This window comes from Pseudomonas lactucae, from assembly GCF_016937615.1.
Taxonomy (GTDB): Bacteria; Pseudomonadota; Gammaproteobacteria; order Pseudomonadales; family Pseudomonadaceae; genus Aquipseudomonas; species Aquipseudomonas lactucae.
The window spans coordinates 1-20169 of the sequence record NZ_JAFHKI010000041.1 but is presented as its reverse complement, the minus strand read 5'-3'; the positions used below and the strand labels follow the sequence as shown (position 1 = coordinate 20169).

The window sequence follows — 20169 nt, the reverse complement described above, 5'->3', positions numbered from 1 at the left end:
CCACATTGGCTTTGTGGTGTGTCAGTCAGAGTTGGTAGTGCTTGAGCTCTCTGGCAATCACCATCCGCTGAATCTCGCTGGTGCCTTCGTAAATCTGCGTGATCCGCGCATCCCGGTAGTAACGCTCCACCGGGTAGTCTTCCAAATAGCCATAACCGCCGTGAATCTGCATCGCTGACGAGCAGACCTTTTCGGCCATTTCCGAGGCAAACAGCTTGGCCTGGGAGGCTTCCGACAGGCAGGGCTTGCCGGCACTGCGCAGGCGCGCCGCGTGCAGGATCAGCAGGCGTGCGGCATTAAGGCGGGTTTGCATGTCGGCCAGCAGGTTGGCCACGCTTTGGTGCTCGATGATCGCCTTGTCGAACTGCACCCGGTCACGGGCGTAGGCCAGCGCGGCCTCGAACGCGGCGCGGGCGATGCCCAGGGCTTGGGCCGCGATGCCGATGCGACCGCCTTCGAGGTTGGACAGCGCAATCGCCAGGCCCTTGCCGCGTTCGCCGAGCAGGTTGGCTTCGGGCACCGTGCATTGGTTGAGGGTGACGGCGCAGGTGTCCGAGGCGCGGATGCCCATCTTGTGTTCGGTGCGGTCGACGACAAACCCGGCGGTGTCAGTGGGCACCAAAAACGCGGAAATACCTTTCTTGCCCAACGCCGGGTCGGTCACCGCGAATACAATGGCCAACTTGGCGCGCTTGCCATTGCTGACAAACTGCTTGGCGCCATTGATCACCCATTGGCCATCACGCAGTTCGGCGCGGGTGCGCAAGTTATGCGCTTCGGACCCGGCCTGGGGCTCGGTCAGGCAAAAGCAGCCAATTGCCTGACCGCTGGCAAGGTCGGCCAGCCAGGTTTGCTTCTGCTCGGGTGTGCCGTAGTTGAGGATCGGGCCGCAACCGACTGAATTATGGATACTCATCAGTGCACCGGTAGCACCGTCCCCGGCGGAGATTTCTTCCACGGCCAGGGCATAGGCCACGTAGTCGACGTAGGTGCCGCCCCATTCTTCCGGCACCACCATGCCCAGCAGGCCCAGTTCGCCCATCTTCGCCACCAGTGCGTCGTCGATCCAGCCGGCTTTTTCCCAGGCTTGGGCGTGAGGGGCGATTTCACCCCGTGCAAAGTCGCGCGCCATGTCGCGGATCATTACTTGTTCTTCTGTATATTCAATATCTTGCATGACTTATTTCGCAACCTGCTCGAAGTGTTGGAAGAAGCTTTCCACATGGGCAGCCGCCAGTTCATGAAGGGTTGGCGGGTTCCAGCGCGGACGCTTGTCTTTATCGATGATCAGCGCTCGGACACCCTCGATCAGGTCGCCGCGCTCGAACCATTGACGGTCCAGGTGCAACTCCAGCGCGAAGCACTGCTCCAGCGGCAGGCGGCGACCGCGCCGCAGCATTTGCAGGGTCACGGCCATGGCCAGGGGCGAGCGGGTTTGCATCAGGTGGGCGGTGGTCAGGGCCCATTCATGGCTGTCGGCAACGGTGACCTCCTGCAATTGCTCGACAATGCTCGGGATGTCCGGCAGCGCAAAGAAATGATCGATGGCCGGACGCAATGCCGCCAGAGGCGCGTCGGGCAGTTGTTGCACGGCCAGTTTGGCCAGTACGCCTTGCAAGTCTTTGAGCGGGGAGTCGTGCCACTGCAGGCGATCGAGTTTCTGGTCCAGGTCCGCAAGCCTGGCGCTGTCCAGGAACCAGTCGGCCAGCCCGCAGTAAAGGGCATCGGCGGCGTGTATCTGGACCCCGGTGACGCCCAGGTAAATCCCCAGTTCGCCGGGTATGCGCGGCAGGAAGTAACTGCCGCCCACGTCCGGAAAATAGCCGATGGCAACCTCCGGCATGGCCAGGCGGCTGCGTTCGGTGACGATGCGCAGATCCGCGCCCTGGGCCAGGCCCATGCCGCCGCCCAGGACAAACCCGTCCATCAACGCCAGGACCGGCTTGCGGTAATGGTGGATGGCGAGGTCCAGGGCGTACTCCTCGACGAAGAAGTCTTCGTGCAGGGTGTCGCCGTTTTTGAAGCTGTCGTAAAGCGAGCGAATGTCGCCACCGGCACAGAAGGCTCGGTCGCCGGCACCGCGCAACACCACCGCATACACCTGTGGATCGTCCGCCCAGGCCTGCAGTTGCGCGGTCAGGCGGCGGACCATCTCAAGGGTAATGGCGTTCAGGCCAGCGGGACGGTTGAGGGTGAGGTGGCCGATATGGTTGCGCACGTCAGCCAGTACCTCATCCTGAGGGGCATCGGCGCGGCTTGCTTCGGATGGAACCTGAGCAGTCATCTCTAACTCCCTGCTTTTATTGTTCTTTATCAAGATGTTCGCGGGCGAACTCTCTCATGATCGTACCAGTGCAAATTTGCCCAGTACAACCCGGAATCATGCAGGTCGTTTTTGCATTTATGCAGCGCGTCAGGGCGCTGTCTCAGGGCAATCGGCTGGCCAGGACTTCACCGATGCTGCGTCGACGCGCATGGATTTGTGCGGTGTTGATCAACTGCTCCAGCTCATTGGGCGCCACGTCGTAGAACTGTTCCATCTCGGCCAGGGCCAGTTTCAGGTCCCCGGCGGTCACTTCCGGATCGCGCGCGGCATTCGGGGTGTTCAGAATGACTGCCGGTGACGGCGCTGCGCCTTTGGGGTAGCGCGTGCGCGTGGCGTTGTTATAGGCCAGGGCGCAGGTCAACAAAGCCCCTGCACCGAGCAATACGGCGCCCAACTCATGCCAGCCCAGGGCGGCGGAGGCCGGGTCGGCCAGGACCAGCGTCATGGCCAGGCCACCCGCCGGTGGGTGCAGGCAGCGTAGCCAGCACATCAGCACCACGGCCATGCCCGCCGCCAGACAGGCACCGCCCAACGTACGGCCGAGCACGCGGGCGACCAGCAACGCCACCACGCCTGCGCACAGGTAGCTGCCGATGATCGACCAGGGTTGGGCCAGGGCACCGGATGACACCGCGAACAACAGCACCGCCGAGGCGCCGAGCGGGCCGAGCAGGTGCAGCGCCACCTCCATGCCAAACACCTGACCACACAGCCAGACACTGAACAGCGTTCCCAGCGCCATGCCGATGGCGGCACGACTCCATTCGGAGGGGCGGGTATTGATAGCAGCGGGAAACCAGCGAGCAAGCATCGAGGAAGAATCCATGAACGGCGGGCAAAAAAAAGACTCATCTGGTTGCCCGGAAAAGTCCTTGAATATTCCTGCATTTGGGGGAGGAACTGGCGCAGTGTGCCGTGCCGGCGTGGTCAGCGCCAATGCATATTAATGAAGGTTAAATACAAAAAAAGTGGATTCAAACGGGTTGCAGGATGTCGGGGCGAGTCCAGGGCTTGCCCAGCACGCGGTCATCGACCTCTGCACTTAACAAGCGCTTGCGCAGATTCTCTCGCCGTTGGGGGTCGCTGGCCAGCGGCCCGTTCAAAGCCACCAGGGCGTCACGCAGCGCCATCAGTCGGTCCAGTTCAGGGGCGCACTGATGCAGGTCATCGTGGGCCAACGGGGCAGGGAGGCTGCCTGAAACATGATCCGGCACTGCATTGTCCTCTCATGAAGTAAACCGCGACGACCGACACGGCCCCTGGCGTCCTTGCTGTCATGCATGGTCAGTGGCGGTAAATGCTTACCGCATGTGGACGTCGAGTTTACAACTGCGTTTCTCGCGTATGAAAGGGAATAGACCGCAGCCTTTACGCTTGAGTGCGTAGGAGTTTTCTGCGTGTGTGGATCATGGCTGCACGGTTGCGGGCAAGTGCAACAGCACATAAGGGTTTTTGTCGAATTCACCGCTCAGGGTCGGGGTAATGGAACGAAAGCGCGGATCTTGCAAACCTTCGTAGTCCGCTTGGCTCATCACCAGCCAGGCGGGGCCCGGAAGCTGTTTGAGGTCGCTGGCTTGCTGGGTGAATAACGGCACCCGGTCGCAGTCCAGGTTAACCATGTATTTGATCGCCTTGGCGTCTTTACCCAGGCCATGCAGCACCAGCGGCGCGCGCTGCTGCATCACCCGTTCATGCACGCGCAGGGTGAATGTGCGGGTGTCGTAAACCTCGCGCTCCAACGGCTCGACCACCGCGATATAGGTCCCCCACACCGCCAGCACGGCGACAAACGCCGGTACCATGGGGCGCGCGCGCGGCAGGAACAGCGCCAGCAACGTCAATGCTTGCAGGACACCGAGCACGCCGAACACCCAGCCAAGGTCGCTCAATGGCTCTGGATAGCGCTTGCGGGCCAACAGCAAACCGACGACCAGCAGCGCTGGCAACAAGGTCCAGATCGCCAGCATCAACCCGCGCAGCCAGGCAAACAACCGCCCGTGGGTGGCCTGGAACGGATACGCTGCAATCATGGCCGCCATGGGCAACATGGGCAGCACATAACGCGCTTTCTTGGCCTGTGGAATCGACAGACCGACCATCACCAACAGCCCCGCGGCCGCGCAGTACCACACCAGTTGCAGCGCCTGGCCCGGCACGCGCCGCCCGCTCACCACCATGGCCACCAGCACCAGCACCGCCAAGGGGTACGCCAGGGCGTAATTGCCCAGGGAGCTGGTGAAGTAATACAGCACGCCGCTGGAGCCTTCACTGCCATCCATGCGCCCCAGGAACTGCATGCGGATCACGTCCTGCATGAAGCTTTCACCGCCGCTGAGCTTGGCCATCAGCAACAGCAGGCCTACACAGGCCGCCAGCAGCGCCAGGGCCAATAGCCCGAAACTGAATAGTTGGCGCCACTGCCGGTTGATCAGGTAATAGCTGCACAACATGCCCGTGGGAATGACCAGGCCAATCGGCCCACGGATCGCAAACCCGAAGAGCACCAGCAGGCACAGCCAATGCAGGCGCTTGCCCTTGCCGAAGTGATCATGGGCATACCCCAGGTAAAACACTGCCAGGCTGATGGCGGCGAGCATCTGGTCCAGGGACACGGCACGGGTTTCGCTGATAAAGGTGCTGCTGAGCAGCAATATCGCAATGCTCAGCAGACCCCAGCGTTGGGAGTAGGGCGCCGTGAGGCGATACACCAGCACCACGATCGTCGCCGATGCCACGGCGGTAGGCAGCCAGGCCGTGAGGCTGGTGACCTCGCCCAGCGGCACCGACAGCAGCCAGGTCATCAGCGTCGAGGTCGCCAGGTAATCAGCGTACGGCTGGCCATAGGTGGTCGGGAAAAAACCCGGCCCGTGGCGCAGCATCTCTTGGGCAAACAACACGAAGCGAGCGTCGAAGCCAATGATTGCCTGGTGCCAGCTGCCCGCGATAAACAGCAACAGCGCCAGCACCCCCAACCCAAGGGACTGGCGGCGCAGGGTGGCCGTGAGCGGTGACGGTTGCGTTTTGTTCACGTATCAGGCTTCCACGACCTGTGGCAGCCACTGCTGCTGGGGAATCGGCAACTGGCACGAATCGCCACGCCCAATCGGGTAGTACTGGAAGCCTTTGCGTGACAGGCGTTCACCGTCGTACAGGTTGCGACCATCGAAGATCACCGGGGTTTTGAGGCGCTGATGGATCAGGTCGAAGTCGGGAGCCTTGAACTGCTGCCACTCGGTGCAGACGATCAGCGCGTCGGCACCGGTCAAGGTGGACTCTGGCGTGCCCATCAGCATCAGGCGTTCTTCGTCGCCATAGATGCGCTGGGTTTCCTGCATGGCTTCGGGGTCGAAGGCACGTACATTGGCCCCGGCGGCCCACAGCGCTTCCATCAGCACACGGCTGGGCGCATCGCGCATGTCATCGGTGTTGGGCTTGAACGCCAGGCCCCACAGGGCGAAGGTCTTGCCACGCAGGTTGCCCTTGAAGAAGGCATTGATGCGATCGAACAGCTTGCTCTTCTGACGCTGGTTGATGGCTTCCACGGCTTCGAGCAGGTCGCTGGAGCAGTTGGCCTGCTTGGCGCTGTGGATCAGGGCGCGCATGTCCTTGGGGAAGCACGAGCCGCCATAACCGCAACCGGGGTAAATGAAGTGGTAGCCGATGCGCGAGTCGGCGCCGATCCCCAGGCGCACGGCTTCGATGTCGGCGCCCAGGTGCTCGGCCAGTTCGGCGATCTGGTTGATGAAGCTGATCTTGGTGGCCAGCATGCAGTTGGCGGCGTACTTGGTCAGCTCGGCGCTGCGCAGGTCCATGAAGATGATGCGGTCATGGTTGCGGTTGAACGGCGCGTACAGGTCGCGCATGACTTCGCGCACTTCTTCGCGCTCGCAACCGATGATGATGCGGTCCGGGCGGCGGCAGTCGGCCACCGCCGAGCCTTCCTTGAGGAATTCCGGGTTGGAGACGATATCAAAATCCAGATGCCGGCCAGCCACGCGCAGGGCTTTTTCGATATGCGCACGCAGGGTGTCGCCGGTGCCGACGGGCACGGTGGATTTTTCCACCAGAATCACCGGGTCGATCCGATGCCGGGCCACCGCATCGCCCACCGACAGCACGTACTTGAGGTCTGCCGAGCCGTCTTCATCCGAAGGCGTACCCACGGCAATGAACAATACTTCGCCGTGCTCGACCGCAAGTTTCTCATCAAAGGTGAAATGCAGCCGTCCGCTTTCCAGGTTCTCCTTGACCATGGCGGCCAGTCCGGGCTCGAAGATACTGACCTGGCCCTGCTGCAGCAGCCTGACCTTGTTCTGATCCACGTCCATGCAGATGACATCGTGACCGACTTCGGCTAAGACGGTGGCCTGGACCAGACCGACGTAACCACTACCAAATACACTGATTTTCATGGGGCATTCCTGGGGCTTGCAGCGCTAGCACGACGAGAGTTGATGATCAGCACACCCAGGATGACAAGCGCCACCCCGAGGGTTTTCGACAGCGAAAAATGTTCGTTGAACACCGGCAGGCTGGCGGCCAGCAGGTACACCAGCGCATAGCTGATGCTCAGCAGTGAATAGGCACGGCCCAGGGGCAAGTGCTTGAGCGCGCCGAGCCAGCAGAGCATCGACAGCGCATAGGCGAAGATTGCCAGGGCCACCACGCCCAGGGCGCCGAGGTCGATCCGGGCGGTCAGCCATTCGTTGGGCAGCGGCAGGCGCGTCATGCTCCAGCGCATGCCCAGTTGGGCTGCGCTCACCAGGGCGACACTGCCCAGGGCCAGGGCAAAGCCTTGCACCCGGCTCATAACTGACGCCCCAGCAGCACGACACCGCCGATCACCAGCGCCACGCCCAGCCAGTGCCGAGCATCGACGGGCTCATGAAAGACAAACCTCGCCACCAAGGTGACCAATACGAAATTCAGGCTGAGCATCGGGTAGGCAATGCCCACCTCCAGGCGCTGTAACACCAGCAGCCACACCAGCAGGCCCAGGCCCAGGCAGATCAGCGCGGCCCACAGCCACGGCGAACGCAGTTTCAGCGCCCAGCCCTCGGGCCGGTCGCGCCAGCTTTCCACGGCGAACTTCTGCGACACCTGGCCCATGCACGTCAGCAGGCACGCGGCGAGTAACAGCAGCAGGGTGATCATGGCGCGACCTGCGGGAAGATCAGGATCACGATGTTGCCCTGCTCATAACGCTTGCCGTCCGGCGGCAGCAGGTTCACTTCGGCGATTTCATCGTCACCCTTGACGCGCATCACCACGCCGACCGGGCCTTTTTTACGTGCGTCGCTCATCCATTGCTGGACCTGGGTGGTGTCGACTTTGTGATGGGCCGCATCGTCGAAGGCCAAGCCATATTTCACTTCGCCAACGGTGTTATAGAGAGTCACGTCCGGGCGCTTGACGCGCCACGCCAGGGCGGAGGCCGCCCCCAGATCGTTGCTGAGCAACGCGCTGGCCTGGCTCAGCTCCTGGAGGTGATCGATGATGAACTGGTCCGGGGTTTTGTTATAAACCACCGAATGGGGCAATGCGGCCGGGACCAACGCCACCAGCAACCAGCTGCCGACCACCGGCGCCGCCCACAAGCGCAGCGGGCGCGACGCTTGCAACAGGTTGGCAACGATCCAGCCGAACAGGAAGACAAACACCAGCACCAGGCTGAGGGTTTCACTGCCGTGCTCATACACTGGTTTTTTCAGTTGGACCCACGTCAGCGTGAGCAAGGCCAGCACGCCGATCACCAGGTTCAGCCAGCCGTTGATGCGCAGCACGCGACCACGGGCCTGGGCCAGTTTGTCGGCCAGGGTGTGCCCCATCAACAACGCCAGCGGCAACAGGCACGGCATGATGTAGGAGGGCAACTTGCCTTTGGCCAGGCTGAAAAACGCCAATGGCATCAGCAGCCACAGCAACAGGAATGCGGTTTTCGCCGCGCGTTTTTCCTGCCACGCCTGTTTCAGGGTCGACGGCAATAGCGCCACCCACGGCAGGCAAAACGCGACCAGCAAAGGCAGGTAGTACCAGAACGGCTCGGCATGCTGGGCATCGTCCCCGGCAAAACGCTGGATATGCTCATGCCAGAAGAAGAAATTCCAGTAATCCGGCTCCTGCAGGTGCACCGCCAGTGCCCACGGCAGGCTGACGACGATTGCTACCACCACGGCCACCACGCCATACAGCACAAGCTCGCGAAAGCGCTTCTGCCAGATCGCATAGGGCAGGGCGATCAGCACCGGCAGCAACCACGCCAGGAAGCCCTTGGTCATAAAGCCCATGCCGCAGGCAAAACCGAGCAGCGCCCAGGCACCCAGGCGGCCATTGCGCGTAGTGCTGTCGAAGCAGAACCACAAGGCCACGCCCGTCAGGTTGACCCAAAAGGTGAACTGCGGGTCGAGGTTGGCATAGCCGCCCAACGCCGCGACGCTGACGAAACTCATGTACAGCAGGCTGCTGATCAGGGTTTTCCGCGGGTCGTTCCACAACCGGCGCGACACCAGGGCCACCAGCAGGATGCTCAAGCCGGTGCTCAAGGCCGAGGCGAAACGCACGCCGAACAGGTTCTGCCCGAAGATCGCCTGGCCCAGCGCGATCATCCAGTAACCGGCCGCCGGTTTTTCGAAATAGCGGATACCCATGAAGTGCGGCGATGCCCACTTGCCGGTCAGCAGCATTTCCTGGCTGATTTGCGCGTAACGGGTTTCATCGGGAATCCACAGGCCGTGGGTGGTCAGCGGCAGCAGATAAAACACGCCGAATGCCAACAGGAGCAGGGGCAATGCCCAACGTCGGATCATGCCTGTTGTACGCCGAGCCAGCCTTCGCGGCCGCTCAAGGCGCCGCGTACCAGCTGTTGCCGGGGCAGGGTGGCGAGGTCCGCCGGCAACAAGTCGCCCAGCGGTTGGAAGTCGATGCCGCGCTGCCCTGCCTGGGCGAGCAACTGGCGAAAATCATGGGCCATCAGAATCCCTTCTACTTCTGCGTGGATCGTATAGACGTTGAGCTTCGACTCGGCAAAGCGGTCGAGGATGAAGCCATTGAAGTCTTTGGCAGCCACTACCGGCCCGACGACTTCGTCGAAGGTCGGCAGGTCCACCGGAATTTGTGGGGTGCCCGCGCTGCCATCGGCCAGGGTCGGTCGAAACAGGCTGGTGCCCCGGCAATCGCTGTTGTAGCGAAAATTGAAGCCTTGCTTGGCTTGCACCACGCGCTCATCGGCACGCCATCCGGCGGCCGCTGAACAGTCGACGCGTTCACCGAGGATGTCGCTCAGGGTGTCGACGCCACGGCGGATCTGCTCGACCAGTTGCGCCTCGCTCCAGCGCCCGGTGTTGGCCTGCCAGCCGTGGTGATCCCAGGCATGCAGGCCGACTTCGTGCCCGGCCGCCTTGGCCTGGCGCATCAAATGCCCCAGGTCGCGGCCGATCGGCTTGCCTGGCCAGGCGGTGCCGGCCAGCAGGATGTCCCAACCGTACAGGCCGGCGGCGTTGGAGCGCAGCATCTTCCACAGGAACTGCGGGCGAATCAGGCGCCACAAGTGGCGCCCCATGTTGTCCGGCCCGACGCTGAAGAAAAACGTCGCCTTCACGCCCGCTTCATCCAGGGTGTCGAGCAGCCGGGGCACCCCTTCACGGGTGCCTCGGTAGGTGTCGACGTCGATGCGCAAGCCTGCCTTCATCAGCGCTTATCCGCGATTTCTAACATCGCTTCGCGCAAGAAGAAGTCCAGCGTGTTGCCGATGGTTTCGCTCATCTCCACGGTCGGCGCCCAGTTCAGCAGGCGCTTGGCGTTTTCAATGCTGGGCTTGCGGTGCGCCACGTCCTGGTAACCGGTGCCGTAGAACGCCTTGCTCTCCACGTCGCGGAAACCGGCGAACGGCGGGAAGTTGCCGCGCAGCGGGTGGGCTTCGAACTGACGCAGCAGCTCTTCGCCCAACTGGCGGATGCTGGCTTCGTTTTCCGGGTTGCCGATGTTGATGATCTGGCCGTTGCAGGCATCGTTGTCGTTATCGATGATGCGCGCCAGGGCTTCGATGCCGTCGGCGATGTCGGTGAAGCAGCGTTTTTGCTCGCCACCGTCGAACAGGCGGATCGGTGTGCCTTCCACCAGGTTGAGGATCAACTGGGTGATCGCGCGGGAGCTACCGATACGCGCGGAATCCAGGCGGTCCAGGCGCGGGCCCATCCAGTTGAAGGGACGGAACAGGGTGAAGTTCAGGCCCTTGGCACCGTAGGCCCAGATCACGCGGTCCAGCAGTTGCTTGGAGACCGAATAGATCCAGCGTTGCTTGTTGACCGGGCCGACCACCAGGTTGGAGGTGTCTTCGTCGAAGTACTGGTCCTGGCACATGCCATAGACTTCGGAAGTCGACGGGAAGATCACGCGCTTGTTGTACTTGACGCAGTAGCGCACCAGCTTGAGGTTTTCTTCGAAGTCCAGTTCGAACACACGCAGCGGGTTGCGGGTGTATTCGATCGGTGTGGCGATGGCCACCAGCGGCAGCACCACGTCGCACTTCTTGATGTGGTATTCGATCCACTCGGTGTGGATGCTGATGTCGCCTTCCACGTAATGGAAGTTGGGGTGGCTGCGCAGGCGCTCGATGGCGTCGGAGCCGATGTCCAGGCCGTAGACTTCGTAACGGTCGTCACGCAGCAGGCGCTCGGACAGGTGGTTGCCGATAAAGCCGTTCACGCCCAGGATCAGCACGCGCGTACGACGGGGCTTGCGCCCGGACTCGGCACCGCGCAGCACGGAGCCGTCCACCAGGCCCAGTTCGTCAGCCAGCGACGGACCGGCCAGGTACAGGCCGTTGTCGTTGCGCTGGCCGAACTTGATCACCAGGGAGTCTTCACCGCAGGCGATGCGCAGCGGGTTGACGCTGACCACACGGCCCGGCGCCAGGCCTTCGTTGCCCTGTACCACCTCGGCTTGCCACACGATCAGCTTGTGCTCGCCCACGGCGCAGAAGGCGCCCGGGTAGGGTTGAGTCACGGCACGGACCAGGTTGAACAACGTTTGAGCCGGTTGTTTCCAGTCCAGCTTGCCGTCAGCCGCGGTGCGGCGGCCGAAATAGGTCGCCTGGGTTTCGTCCTGGGCGGTTTCGGTCAGCTTGCCCTGGCTCAGCTGCGGCAACGCATCATGCAACAGGTTTGCGGCGGCTTCACGCAGCTTGGAGTGCAGAGTCAGGCCGGTGTCGCTGAGTTCGATGGCGACTTTCTGTTGGGCCAGGATCGCGCCGGCATCGGCACGCTTGACCATGCGGTGCAGGGTCACGCCGGTTTCGGTTTCGCCGTTGACCAGCACCCAGTTGGCCGGGGCGCGACCACGGTATTTAGGCAGCAACGAGCCGTGCAGGTTGAACGCACCTTTGCGCGCGGTGGCCAACAGTGGCTCGCTCAGCAGATTGCGGTAGTAGAACGAGAAAATGAAGTCCGGGTTTAGCTTGGCGACGCGCTCGACCCACAGCGGGTGGTTGGCGTCTTCCGGGGCGTGCACCGGGATGCCATTGCGCGCGCACAGCTGGGCCACGGAGCCGTAGAAGTTGTTTTCTTTGGGGTCATCGGCATGGGTGAATACGGCAGCAATTTCGTAACCCGAACCGAGCAGCGCTTCAATGCCTGCACAACCAATATCGTGGTACGCGAATACAACAGCTTTTGAACTCATGACTGAACCTGATCGGAAGAAGTGGAGGAATGGGAGGAGGCCAGGCCGTCGACGACGACCACCGGAGCCGGTGCTGCGGGGGTGTTGCGCAGCACTTTTTCAATAAAGAACCGTGGGCGGGCGCGCACATCGCTGTACATGCGCCCCAGGTATTCACCCAGCAGGCCCATGCCGATGAACTGGCCACCGGTGAACACGAACAGCACCGCGAACAACACAAACACGCCGTCTCCAGCCCATTGGGCGCCAAAGGCCAGGCGCATCACGATCAGCGCAAATGCAAACACCACGCCCAAAGCCGCCAGACTGAAGCCGACGATGGACAGCAGGCGCAGCGGCGTGGTGGTCATGCAGGTGAGCAGGTCGAACATCAGGCTGATCAGGCGCATGGCGCTGTATTTGGACTCGCCATGCTCACGCTCGGCGTGGTGCACCAGGATCTCGGTGGTGTGGCGGGCAAATCCATTGGCCAGGATCGGGATGAAGGTGCTGCGCTCGCGGCAGGCGAGCATGGCGTCGACGATGGTGCGCCGGTAAGCGCGCAGCATGCAGCCGTAGTCGCTCATGGCCACGCCGGTGGAGCGTTGCACGGCCAGGTTGATCAGCCGCGACGGCCAGCGGCGAAAGGCCGAGTCCTGGCGGTTGTTGCGCACGGTGGCAACCACGTCGTAACCGAGGGCGGCCTGTTCCACCAGGCGCGGGATTTCTTCAGGCGGGTTCTGCAGGTCGGCGTCGAGGGTGATCACCACGTCGCCACGGCATTGCTCGAAACCGGCCATGATCGCTGCGTGTTGGCCGTAGTTGCGGTTGAGGATCACCGCGACCACGTGGCTGCCGGCTTCGGCGGCGGCGTCTTCAAGCAATTGCGCAGAGCTGTCGCGGCTACCGTCATCCACCAGGATGATTTCGTATTCGTAAGCCAGTTGCTTGCAGGCGGCGGTGGTGCGACGCAGCAGTTCAGGCAGGCTTTCTTGTTCGTTGTAGACCGGGATGACGATCGACACACAATGAATAGGGTAGGGTTTCAAAGATTCATAACCTCGGGGCTGAGACAACTTGAAGCGTGAAAACAGCAGCAAAAATTGGGGCAAAACGCTAGGTGGCCGATTAAAGTCCCGGACAAAGTTGCAGCGCTTTCAATAGGTTAGTCGACAAAACGCGGATTGCCATGAAGTGCTGGGTTAAAGATTAAGCGCAAAAATGTTGTACCGATATGAAAGGCAGATGAAAAACTCGTTTATTTGACAGGCAGACAGCTAGGGTTCAGCTAATCAACCAGGGTCGGCCCAGGGCGATCCGGGAACGGTCTGCGGGGCGTCTGTTGCAACCCCGGCGGGAACGGGCGGCCGGCGAATTTATTCAACAATCTTCTCTGCAATGCTCCCCAAGTGCCGGTAAAGTAAGCGCTCTCTTGCCAGGGTATGGGGATGAACAGCGTGCAACTTTTGCGTGGCCAGTTGCGGCCAGTGTTGATGGGGTTGTTGATGAGCGTAGCGTGCGTCACCACAGTGCGCGCCGACGACGGCGTGGCGCTCACCAGCCTCGATCAGGTGCCCGATGGCGTGGAAGTGCGTGGCAAGCAAATCGCGGCTTACACCTGGGATGACCGCCAGGGCAAGAACCTGCTGGTGCTCGCCGAGCAAGTCAGCGAGCGCGATGACGACGGCACCCAGTCGGCGTTTGTGTATGCGGCGCAGTACTTGATCGACGGCGCCCACCCCAAGCGTGTCTGGATGCTCTATGACGACGTACAGCATTGCGAATTCGACGCGTCGCTGCGCTTCGATCGGGGCGCAACCAAGGTCACCGACCTCACCGGCGACGGCATCACCCAGGCCACGGTGGGTTATTCGCGCACCTGCACCAGCGATGTGAGCCCCAACGAATTCAAGCTGATCATGCATGTGGGCAAGTCGCAGAAGTACCGCCTGCGCGGCGTCGACCGTTACGGGGCTGCCTGGTGGGACGAAGAGGCCGGCGCTTTGCGCGGTATGCCGTTGCCCAAGGATTGCAGCGTCGCCGGTCAACAGGCGCTGGTCAGCCAATACAAGGAGCAGGGCACCGAGTTGCCGTTGCCCGGCTGTTATGGCGATGAGAAGGATTTTGCCAAGGCCCCCGAGGCCTATCTCACCTTCATGCGCCAACACTGGTTCGCGCTGATGCAGAAGCAGGACACCGATTGGAGCCAGGCCCAGACCCAGCCGCAGGAACCCACCGAGGACGAAGAATCCGCCCCGTGATTTGGTAACAGGGCCGGTCCTGCGCTAGACTCGGCCCTCGCCAATCACTAAATACCTCGATTAAACAATGGTTTGTTCGAGGTATTTAATCCAAAGGCTGATCTACCGTGACTGAGTCTATCCGTAACCCGCTGACCCTTTATCTGACCCGCCTGGCTCCCTCCAGCCAACTGACCATGCGCTACGTGCTGCAGGACGCCGCCGACCGCCTGGGCTTCGAAGACATCAACCTGGAAGACATCGACTGGCATCTGCTGCAGCCTGAGCACGTCATCGCGCTGGTGGCCGCCTTGCGCGAGGACGGCTATGCGCCGAACACCTCGTCGCTGTATGTGAATGCCGTACGCGGGGTGATGAACGAAGCCTGGCGCATGAGCCTGATCAGCCAGGAGCATCTGCTCAAAATGCGCACGGTCAAGGCAGCCTCCGGCACGCGCCTGGGCCAGGGGCGCAACCTGCGGCGTACGCTGATTCGCGAAATGATGGAAGCCTGCGCCGCCGACCCGCGCCCCCAGGGCCTGCGCGATGCCGCGGTAATCGGCATCCTGTATGGCTCGGGCATGCGCAAGTCAGAGTCGGTGAACCTGGACCTGGCACAGATCGATTTCGAAGAACGCAGCCTGCGGGTGATCGGTAAGGGCAATAAGGAACTGGTCAAGTACGCACCCGACTGGGCGTTCGCCAAGTTGCAGGCGTGGTTGGCATTTCGGCGGGAGCAGCTTAAGGAAGGCGAGCAGGACGATAGTTTTCTGTTCAACCGTATCCGCCGGGGTAGCCATATCACCCGCGAGCGCATCACCAAACATGCGATTTACTACATTGCACGCCAACGCGGTGAGCAGGTCGGGGTGAAGATCATGCCCCACGACTTCCGGCGTTCGTTCATCACGCGGGTGATCGAGGAGCATGACCTGTCGATTGCGCAGAAGCTGGCGCACCACACCAATATCCAGACCACCGCCAGCTATGACGTGCGTGACGACAATGAACGGCGCAGGGCGGTGGATCGGTTTGATTTATAGGAACGATCAGGCTCGGCAGCTACGCCAATGCTTAGAGAATCGGTTTACCCCCTGTCACCGCATAACGCGAACCGGAGATATAGCTGCCTTCATCCGAGGCCAGCAGCACATAGATCGGCGCCACTTCCACAGGCTGGCCGGGGCGGCCCAGCGGGGTTTGGCCGCCGAAGTTCTGCACCTCTTCCTCGGTCATGGTCGCGACGATCAATGGTGTCCAGATCGGGCCCGGTGCCACGCTGTTGACGCGAATGCCCTTGCTGCCGAGCATCTGTGCCAGGCCGCCGGTGAAGTTAGCGATCGCGCCCTTGGTGGTTGCGTAGGGCAATAGCGTCGGCTTGGGCATGTCCGAATTCACCGAGCTGGTATTGATGATCGAACTGCCGGCCTTCATATGCGGCAGGGCGGCCTTGCAGATGCGAAACATCGCGGTGATGTTGATATCGAAGGTCCTGACCCATTCCTCGTCCTCGATTTCCTCGAGGGTTTCATGGGTCATCTGGAACGCTGCGTTATTGACCAGCACATCGATACGCCCGAACTGTTCGACCGTCTTGTCCACCAACGCCTGGCAGGTGGCTTTCTCGGCAATGTCGCCGGGCAGCAGCAGGCACTGGCGGCCGGCTTCTTCCACCCAGCGGGCGGTTTCCTTGGCGTCGTCGTGCTCATCCAGATAGGCGATGGCCACATCGGCGCCTTCACGGGCGAAGGCGATGGCCACCGCGCGGCCGATGCCGCTGTCGGCGCCGGTGATCAGGGCGATCTTGTTGGCCAACCGACCGGAGCCTGTGTAGCTCTGTTCACCACAGTCCGGGTACGGGTCCATTTTCTTCTGGGTACCGGGTACGGGCTGGGCCTGGGGGGCGAATGGCGGGCGTGGATAATCAGTCATTTCAGTCTCCATAGGTTTCCAAAGGGGCTATGGAGTTAGTGATTTCCCGGCGGCGATAGTTGTAATGAATGCCGGCCGGGCCCGACGAGTGGTTGCTTCGCCTCAGGCGGAGGGCGGCGCGCTCGCCAGATGCGCGGGCAAGCGGCGCAGCGTCCACAGCACCGTGAGCAGCGCCGCCACGGCACACAGCGCAATACCGATCAACATGGGCGCCGGCGTGTGGTCGGCAAAAATCCCCACCAGGGTCATGGACACCGCGCCAATGATCATCTGGATCGCGCCGAGCAGGGCCGAGGCCGAGCCCGCCACCGCGCCGTGATCCTCCAGCGACAGCACGCCGGCCGCAGGCAGCAGCAAGCCGAGAAAACCGAAACCGATAAACAACAAGGTCATCATCAGGGCCAGGTGGCTGCCCCACAGCGTGGTGATCGCCAGCAGTGCCATAACCACGGCCACGGCCGTCACCGACCAGCGAATCAGCGGTGCCAGGCCAAAGCGCGCGCTCAGGCGGGCGGTCAGTTGGCTCATGGCAAAAAACGAGGCGGCATTCAGTGCAAAGCACAGGCTGAATTGCGTGGGTGTCAGGCCGAAGTGTTCGATGTACACAAAAGGCGCGCTGCCCAGATACACAAAGAAGGTCGCCAGGCCAAAACCACACACCACCGACAAACCGATAAACACCGGATCGCGCAGCAGTGCCCCGTAGCTGCTGAACGCACTGCCGAGGGTCTTGCCCAGGCGGCGCTCGGCCGGGTGGGTTTCCGGCAGTTGCACGATGGTCATCACCAGGCACAGCACGGCGACCACGGCGAGCACCGCAAACACTTCGCGCCAGCTCCACAGCGAAATCACCAGACTGCCCGCCAGGGGCGCGAGGATCGGCGAAACACTCATTACCAGCATCAGCAGCGCCATCAACCGCGCGGCTTCATGGCCGGTGTACAGGTCGCGCACAATCGCGCGGGGAATCACCATGCCGGCGCACGCGCCGAATGCCTGCAGGGCGCGAAAACCGATGAGCACGTCGATGGTCGGTGCCAGCGCGCAGCCGATGCTGCCCACGGCAAAGATCACCAGGCCCGCATAGATCGGCGGCTTGCGCCCGAACACATCGCTGATCGGCCCGTAGAACAGCTGGCACACGCCAATGATCACGAAGAACACCGTGAGGCTCATCTGCACCGCCGCCGGCGAGGCGTGCAGGCTGGCGCCCAGGGTGGGCAGGGCGGGCAAGTAGATGTCGATGGCGAACGGGCCGACGGCAGTGATCAAGCCCAGGAGCAAGGCGAGGTGGGCAATACGGCGTGACATGAGCGGTTCCGGGCAGGGCAGAGGTCGGTCAGCTTAAGGTATTCGCGCAATTGCGCAAACTTAGGCTTCAATAACAGACAACCGTTGCCGATAACAGTAGAAGCGGTGTGCAAGCGGTTGGGCTTCCAGCCGGCAGTCCAAGTATGGGGAAACCAGCATGACGATCAAATTACGCTTGATGTTGTTGATTGCGACCGGGTTGCTCACGGCCTTGATCATGAGCCTGGCCGCCTACTTGGGGAACACGCACATGGGCGATGCGGTGCAGGACAACGAGGTTGGCATGACCGTGCTGCGTAACCACATGGAAGCCGACATGATGCACGATGCCCTGCGCGCCGATGTGCTGTCGGCCATGTTGGTGGGCCTGGGTAAGAGCACCAGCACCAAGGACGAGGTCAACAGCTCGTTGAAGGAGCATGCCGAGCATTTTCGCCAGGTGCTGGGGGATAATCTCAAGCTGCCCGTGGAAGAAACGATCAAGGTCAGCCTGGAAAAAATCAAACCCAGCCTGGACACCTACATCGGCGCCGGCGAACGCATCGTCGCATTGGCCCTGGACAACCCCGAGGCCGCTCGCGGGGAATTGGATACCTTCAATACCGCCTTCAGCCAACTGGAAGACCAGATGGCTGCCCTGAGCGAAATGATCGAAAGCCATACTCTGAAAACCAGCGCCAGCACGCACCACTCCCTGAACAACGCCAACCTCACCCTTGGCGTGGTATTGATTGCCAGCCTGTTGCTGCTGCTGGCCCAGGGCCGTTGGGTCATCCTGAGCATCATGGGCCCGCTGCAAACCGCCAGCCGCATTGCCGCCAGTATCGCACGGGGCAACTTGAGCGAGCCAATTGTCGAGCCGCGTCGCAACGATGAAGCCGGGCTGTTGATCCGCAGCCTCTCTACCATGCAGCGCGACCTGCGCGGCATGATCGAGGTGGTGCGCAGCAACGCCCAGGGCGTCAGTGGAATGAGCGAGCGCTTGAGCCAGGGTTGCCATGAAGTGGCCGGCAGCAGCCAGCAACAAAGCGGCGCCGCCAGCACCATGGCGGCGGCCGCGAGTGAGATGACCGCCAGTATTGAAGAAATCACCCGTCACGCCGGGCGTGCGCTGGACATGGCCAACCAGGCGGAAGCCCTGGCCAAGGATGGCGGCCGTGTGATCCACCAGGTGGTCAAGGACATGGACGGCATTGCCCGTTCAGCGCAGCAGTCGGCCCAGGTCATTCGCACGCTGGATAAGGAGTCCGAGGCGATCTACAGCATCATCCAGGTGATCAAGGGTATCGCTGACCAGACCAACCTGCTCGCCCTGAACGCTGCGATTGAAGCCGCCCGCGCCGGTGAGCAAGGGCGCGGGTTTGCCGTGGTGGCCGACGAGGTGCGCAGCCTGGCGGGACGCACCAGCGCCTCAACCCAGGAAATTGCCAGCATGGTCGGGCGTATCCAGCAAAACACCCGCGAGGCGGTGACCAGCATGGAGGAGGGCGTTTCCCAGGTGGACAAAGGCATGGCCGTGACCGCTGAGGTGGAGAAGGCGATCCGCGACATTCTGCAGGCCACCCTGAATACCACCGAGTTGGTCAACGATATTTCGCGCACTATCGGTGAACAGAGCCTGGCCAGCAACGAAATCTCCCATCAGGTGGAAATGATCGCCGGTATGTCGGAAAACAACAGCCGCGTTATTGGTCAAACCGCTTCGACCACCGATGAGTTGGCCGGCCTGGCCAGCAAGTTGTCGCAGTCGGTGGACCGGTTCAGCCTGTAACGCAGGCACCTTTTCGGCCGGCCCCCAGTGGGCCGGTTTTTTTGGGTGCGCCAGGCATGGCGCGTTGCGCGAAAGCGCAACCAGTTTCGATTATCCGACGGCGGTGAAGGTGATTGAGGCCGGGGCGACCCGTTTAATCGTGGGCGGTGCGGTAAATCCGCTATTCATTTAACTCAACTAAATGACTATTTAGTGTAGTTATTTTTAATGGCTATTAAACGTAGGAGGGTAGTTCAACAGATTAGCTATGGATAACGCTTCGTTGACGAATGACCAGGAGGAGAACAAGCTCCAGCGCTGCCGTTTTTTTCTGAAAGGACATTAGGTTTATATGAGAAATCCTATAAAAGTTGTCGTCGCACTGCTATTGGTTGCACTGTTAATTCCTGTCAATACAGCCATGGCCAGCGAAACATTGCCCAGCAGCACAGCTATTCACAAAACGGATCTGTACGGAGTTTGGTACATCAACCTGAATGAGGAAAATTCCCAAGGAATGGCGTTGCTGGTTCTGGATGCCAAGGGTACGGCAACCGACTACCTGATTGTCGGCGATCATGACACCTCGCAGAAAATAATCCAGAAGTCCTCTTGGTCCTATGACGCTGAACGCAACCTGTTCGAGCAGACTGTCACTGAAGTCTCTATCCAAAAAGGCGAGTCGGCTCCGGTTGTCTCACATCCGCATGAAGTCATACGGGCATCGATCAGCTTGGCAAAACTTGGAAATGAAGTCATCGGCATCAAATTCAAGCGAGACGATGGTGAGCTGACGGGATACCTCAAAGGCACTGAACGTATGCTGGATGAGATTACCAAAAATCAATAAAGGCTCAAGCGTGCGTCTAGGCGATGATAGGCGCACGTCAGGCTTTAATCTGACCGCCAGAGCCTCCCAGCGCCGTACATCCAGGTTCGCATAATGTGGTGCA

General features: G+C 61.4%; 18 protein-coding genes and 1 pseudogene. 5 read left to right on the top strand and 14 right to left on the bottom strand.

All coding sequences use genetic code 11. From position 1 onward, the window contains the following. Positions 1 to 25: 25 nt before the first annotated feature. The 12 genes from JWR98_RS08575 to arnC form a co-directional block, all read right to left on the bottom strand. Positions 26 to 1177: an acyl-CoA dehydrogenase family protein gene (locus JWR98_RS08575; protein ID WP_003173874.1), complete on the bottom strand. Its 1152-nt coding sequence runs from the start codon at positions 1175 to 1177 to the stop codon at positions 26 to 28. Positions 1178 to 1180: 3 nt separating this feature from the next. Next, on the bottom strand, positions 1181 to 2284 hold the full coding sequence (locus JWR98_RS08570; RefSeq protein WP_078733215.1) for an enoyl-CoA hydratase/isomerase family protein: 1104 nt from the start codon (positions 2282 to 2284) through the stop codon (positions 1181 to 1183). Between the two features lie 142 nt (positions 2285 to 2426). Next, positions 2427 to 3137, bottom strand: coding sequence for an HPP family protein (locus JWR98_RS08565; protein ID WP_205489765.1), 711 nt, complete (start codon positions 3135 to 3137; stop codon positions 2427 to 2429). Positions 3138 to 3300: 163 nt separating this feature from the next. Continuing rightward, positions 3301 to 3540, bottom strand: a complete 240-nt coding sequence (locus tag JWR98_RS08560) for a type VI secretion system contractile sheath small subunit (RefSeq protein WP_143480865.1) — start codon at positions 3538 to 3540, stop codon at positions 3301 to 3303. Between the two features lie 192 nt (positions 3541 to 3732). Continuing rightward, entirely contained in the window at positions 3733 to 5355 is a 1623-nt protein-coding gene (locus JWR98_RS08555; protein WP_078733217.1) for an ArnT family glycosyltransferase, read from the bottom strand. A gap of 3 nt (positions 5356 to 5358) precedes the next feature. Further along, entirely contained in the window at positions 5359 to 6738 is a 1380-nt protein-coding gene (locus JWR98_RS08550) for a UDP-glucose dehydrogenase family protein (RefSeq protein ID WP_003173879.1), read from the bottom strand. Further along, positions 6735 to 7136, bottom strand: coding sequence for a 4-amino-4-deoxy-L-arabinose-phosphoundecaprenol flippase subunit ArnF (gene arnF, locus JWR98_RS08545; RefSeq protein WP_078733218.1), 402 nt, complete (start codon positions 7134 to 7136; stop codon positions 6735 to 6737). The genes JWR98_RS08550 and arnF overlap by 4 nt, the downstream gene beginning before the upstream one ends. Then, the gene (arnE, locus tag JWR98_RS08540) at positions 7133 to 7480 is read right to left on the bottom strand and encodes a 4-amino-4-deoxy-L-arabinose-phosphoundecaprenol flippase subunit ArnE (protein ID WP_078733219.1); all 348 of its coding nucleotides are present in this window, start codon (positions 7478 to 7480) and stop codon (positions 7133 to 7135) included. The genes arnF and arnE overlap by 4 nt, the downstream gene beginning before the upstream one ends. Next, entirely contained in the window at positions 7477 to 9132 is a 1656-nt protein-coding gene (gene arnT / locus JWR98_RS08535) for a lipid IV(A) 4-amino-4-deoxy-L-arabinosyltransferase (RefSeq protein ID WP_078733220.1), read from the bottom strand. Before arnT ends, arnE begins: the two co-directional genes overlap by 4 nt. After that, positions 9129 to 10013: a 4-deoxy-4-formamido-L-arabinose-phosphoundecaprenol deformylase gene (gene arnD / locus JWR98_RS08530; RefSeq protein ID WP_078733221.1), complete on the bottom strand. Its 885-nt coding sequence runs from the start codon at positions 10011 to 10013 to the stop codon at positions 9129 to 9131. Before arnD ends, arnT begins: the two co-directional genes overlap by 4 nt. Next, complete coding sequence (gene arnA, locus JWR98_RS08525) at positions 10013 to 12004, bottom strand: bifunctional UDP-4-amino-4-deoxy-L-arabinose formyltransferase/UDP-glucuronic acid oxidase ArnA (RefSeq protein WP_205489763.1); 1992 nt, start codon at positions 12002 to 12004, stop codon at positions 10013 to 10015. Before arnA ends, arnD begins: the two co-directional genes overlap by 1 nt. Further along, positions 12001 to 13032 (bottom strand): undecaprenyl-phosphate 4-deoxy-4-formamido-L-arabinose transferase, encoded by a 1032-nt coding sequence (gene arnC / locus JWR98_RS08520; RefSeq protein WP_078733223.1) that lies wholly within the window; start codon positions 13030 to 13032, stop codon positions 12001 to 12003. The genes arnA and arnC overlap by 4 nt, the downstream gene beginning before the upstream one ends. A gap of 399 nt (positions 13033 to 13431) precedes the next feature. On the opposite strand from arnC, the gene JWR98_RS08515 reads away from it, so the two are divergent. Both JWR98_RS08515 and JWR98_RS08510 read left to right on the top strand, forming a co-directional pair. Next, a complete protein-coding gene (locus JWR98_RS08515) occupies positions 13432 to 14244 on the top strand; it encodes a M949_RS01915 family surface polysaccharide biosynthesis protein (RefSeq protein WP_205489761.1) in 813 nt (270 codons plus the stop codon). A gap of 107 nt (positions 14245 to 14351) precedes the next feature. Next, on the top strand, positions 14352 to 15266 hold the full coding sequence (locus JWR98_RS08510) for a site-specific integrase (RefSeq protein WP_205489760.1): 915 nt from the start codon (positions 14352 to 14354) through the stop codon (positions 15264 to 15266). A gap of 31 nt (positions 15267 to 15297) precedes the next feature. Here the strand turns inward: JWR98_RS08510 and JWR98_RS08505 are convergent, their stop codons facing one another. Then, positions 15298 to 16155, bottom strand: a complete 858-nt coding sequence (locus tag JWR98_RS08505) for an SDR family oxidoreductase (RefSeq protein WP_078733226.1) — start codon at positions 16153 to 16155, stop codon at positions 15298 to 15300. Between the two features lie 102 nt (positions 16156 to 16257). Continuing rightward, complete coding sequence (locus JWR98_RS08500) at positions 16258 to 17466, bottom strand: multidrug effflux MFS transporter (protein ID WP_078733227.1); 1209 nt, start codon at positions 17464 to 17466, stop codon at positions 16258 to 16260. 157 nt (positions 17467 to 17623) lie between these two features. Here JWR98_RS08500 and JWR98_RS30140 point away from each other — a divergent pair. From JWR98_RS30140 to JWR98_RS08490, 3 genes and pseudogenes are all read left to right on the top strand, one after another. Continuing rightward, positions 17624 to 18379, top strand: a pseudogene (locus JWR98_RS30140) (HAMP domain-containing protein); the annotation flags it as partial. Then, positions 18374 to 19237 carry a methyl-accepting chemotaxis protein gene (locus JWR98_RS30135; protein WP_425273170.1) on the top strand — a complete coding sequence of 288 codons (864 nt, stop codon included), beginning with the start codon at positions 18374 to 18376 and terminating at the stop codon, positions 19235 to 19237. The pseudogene JWR98_RS30140 and the gene JWR98_RS30135, both read left to right, overlap by 6 nt. Positions 19238 to 19568: 331 nt before the next feature. Then, complete coding sequence (locus JWR98_RS08490) at positions 19569 to 20066, top strand: hypothetical protein (protein ID WP_078733229.1); 498 nt, start codon at positions 19569 to 19571, stop codon at positions 20064 to 20066. The last annotated feature ends 103 nt before the right edge of the window (positions 20067 to 20169 follow it).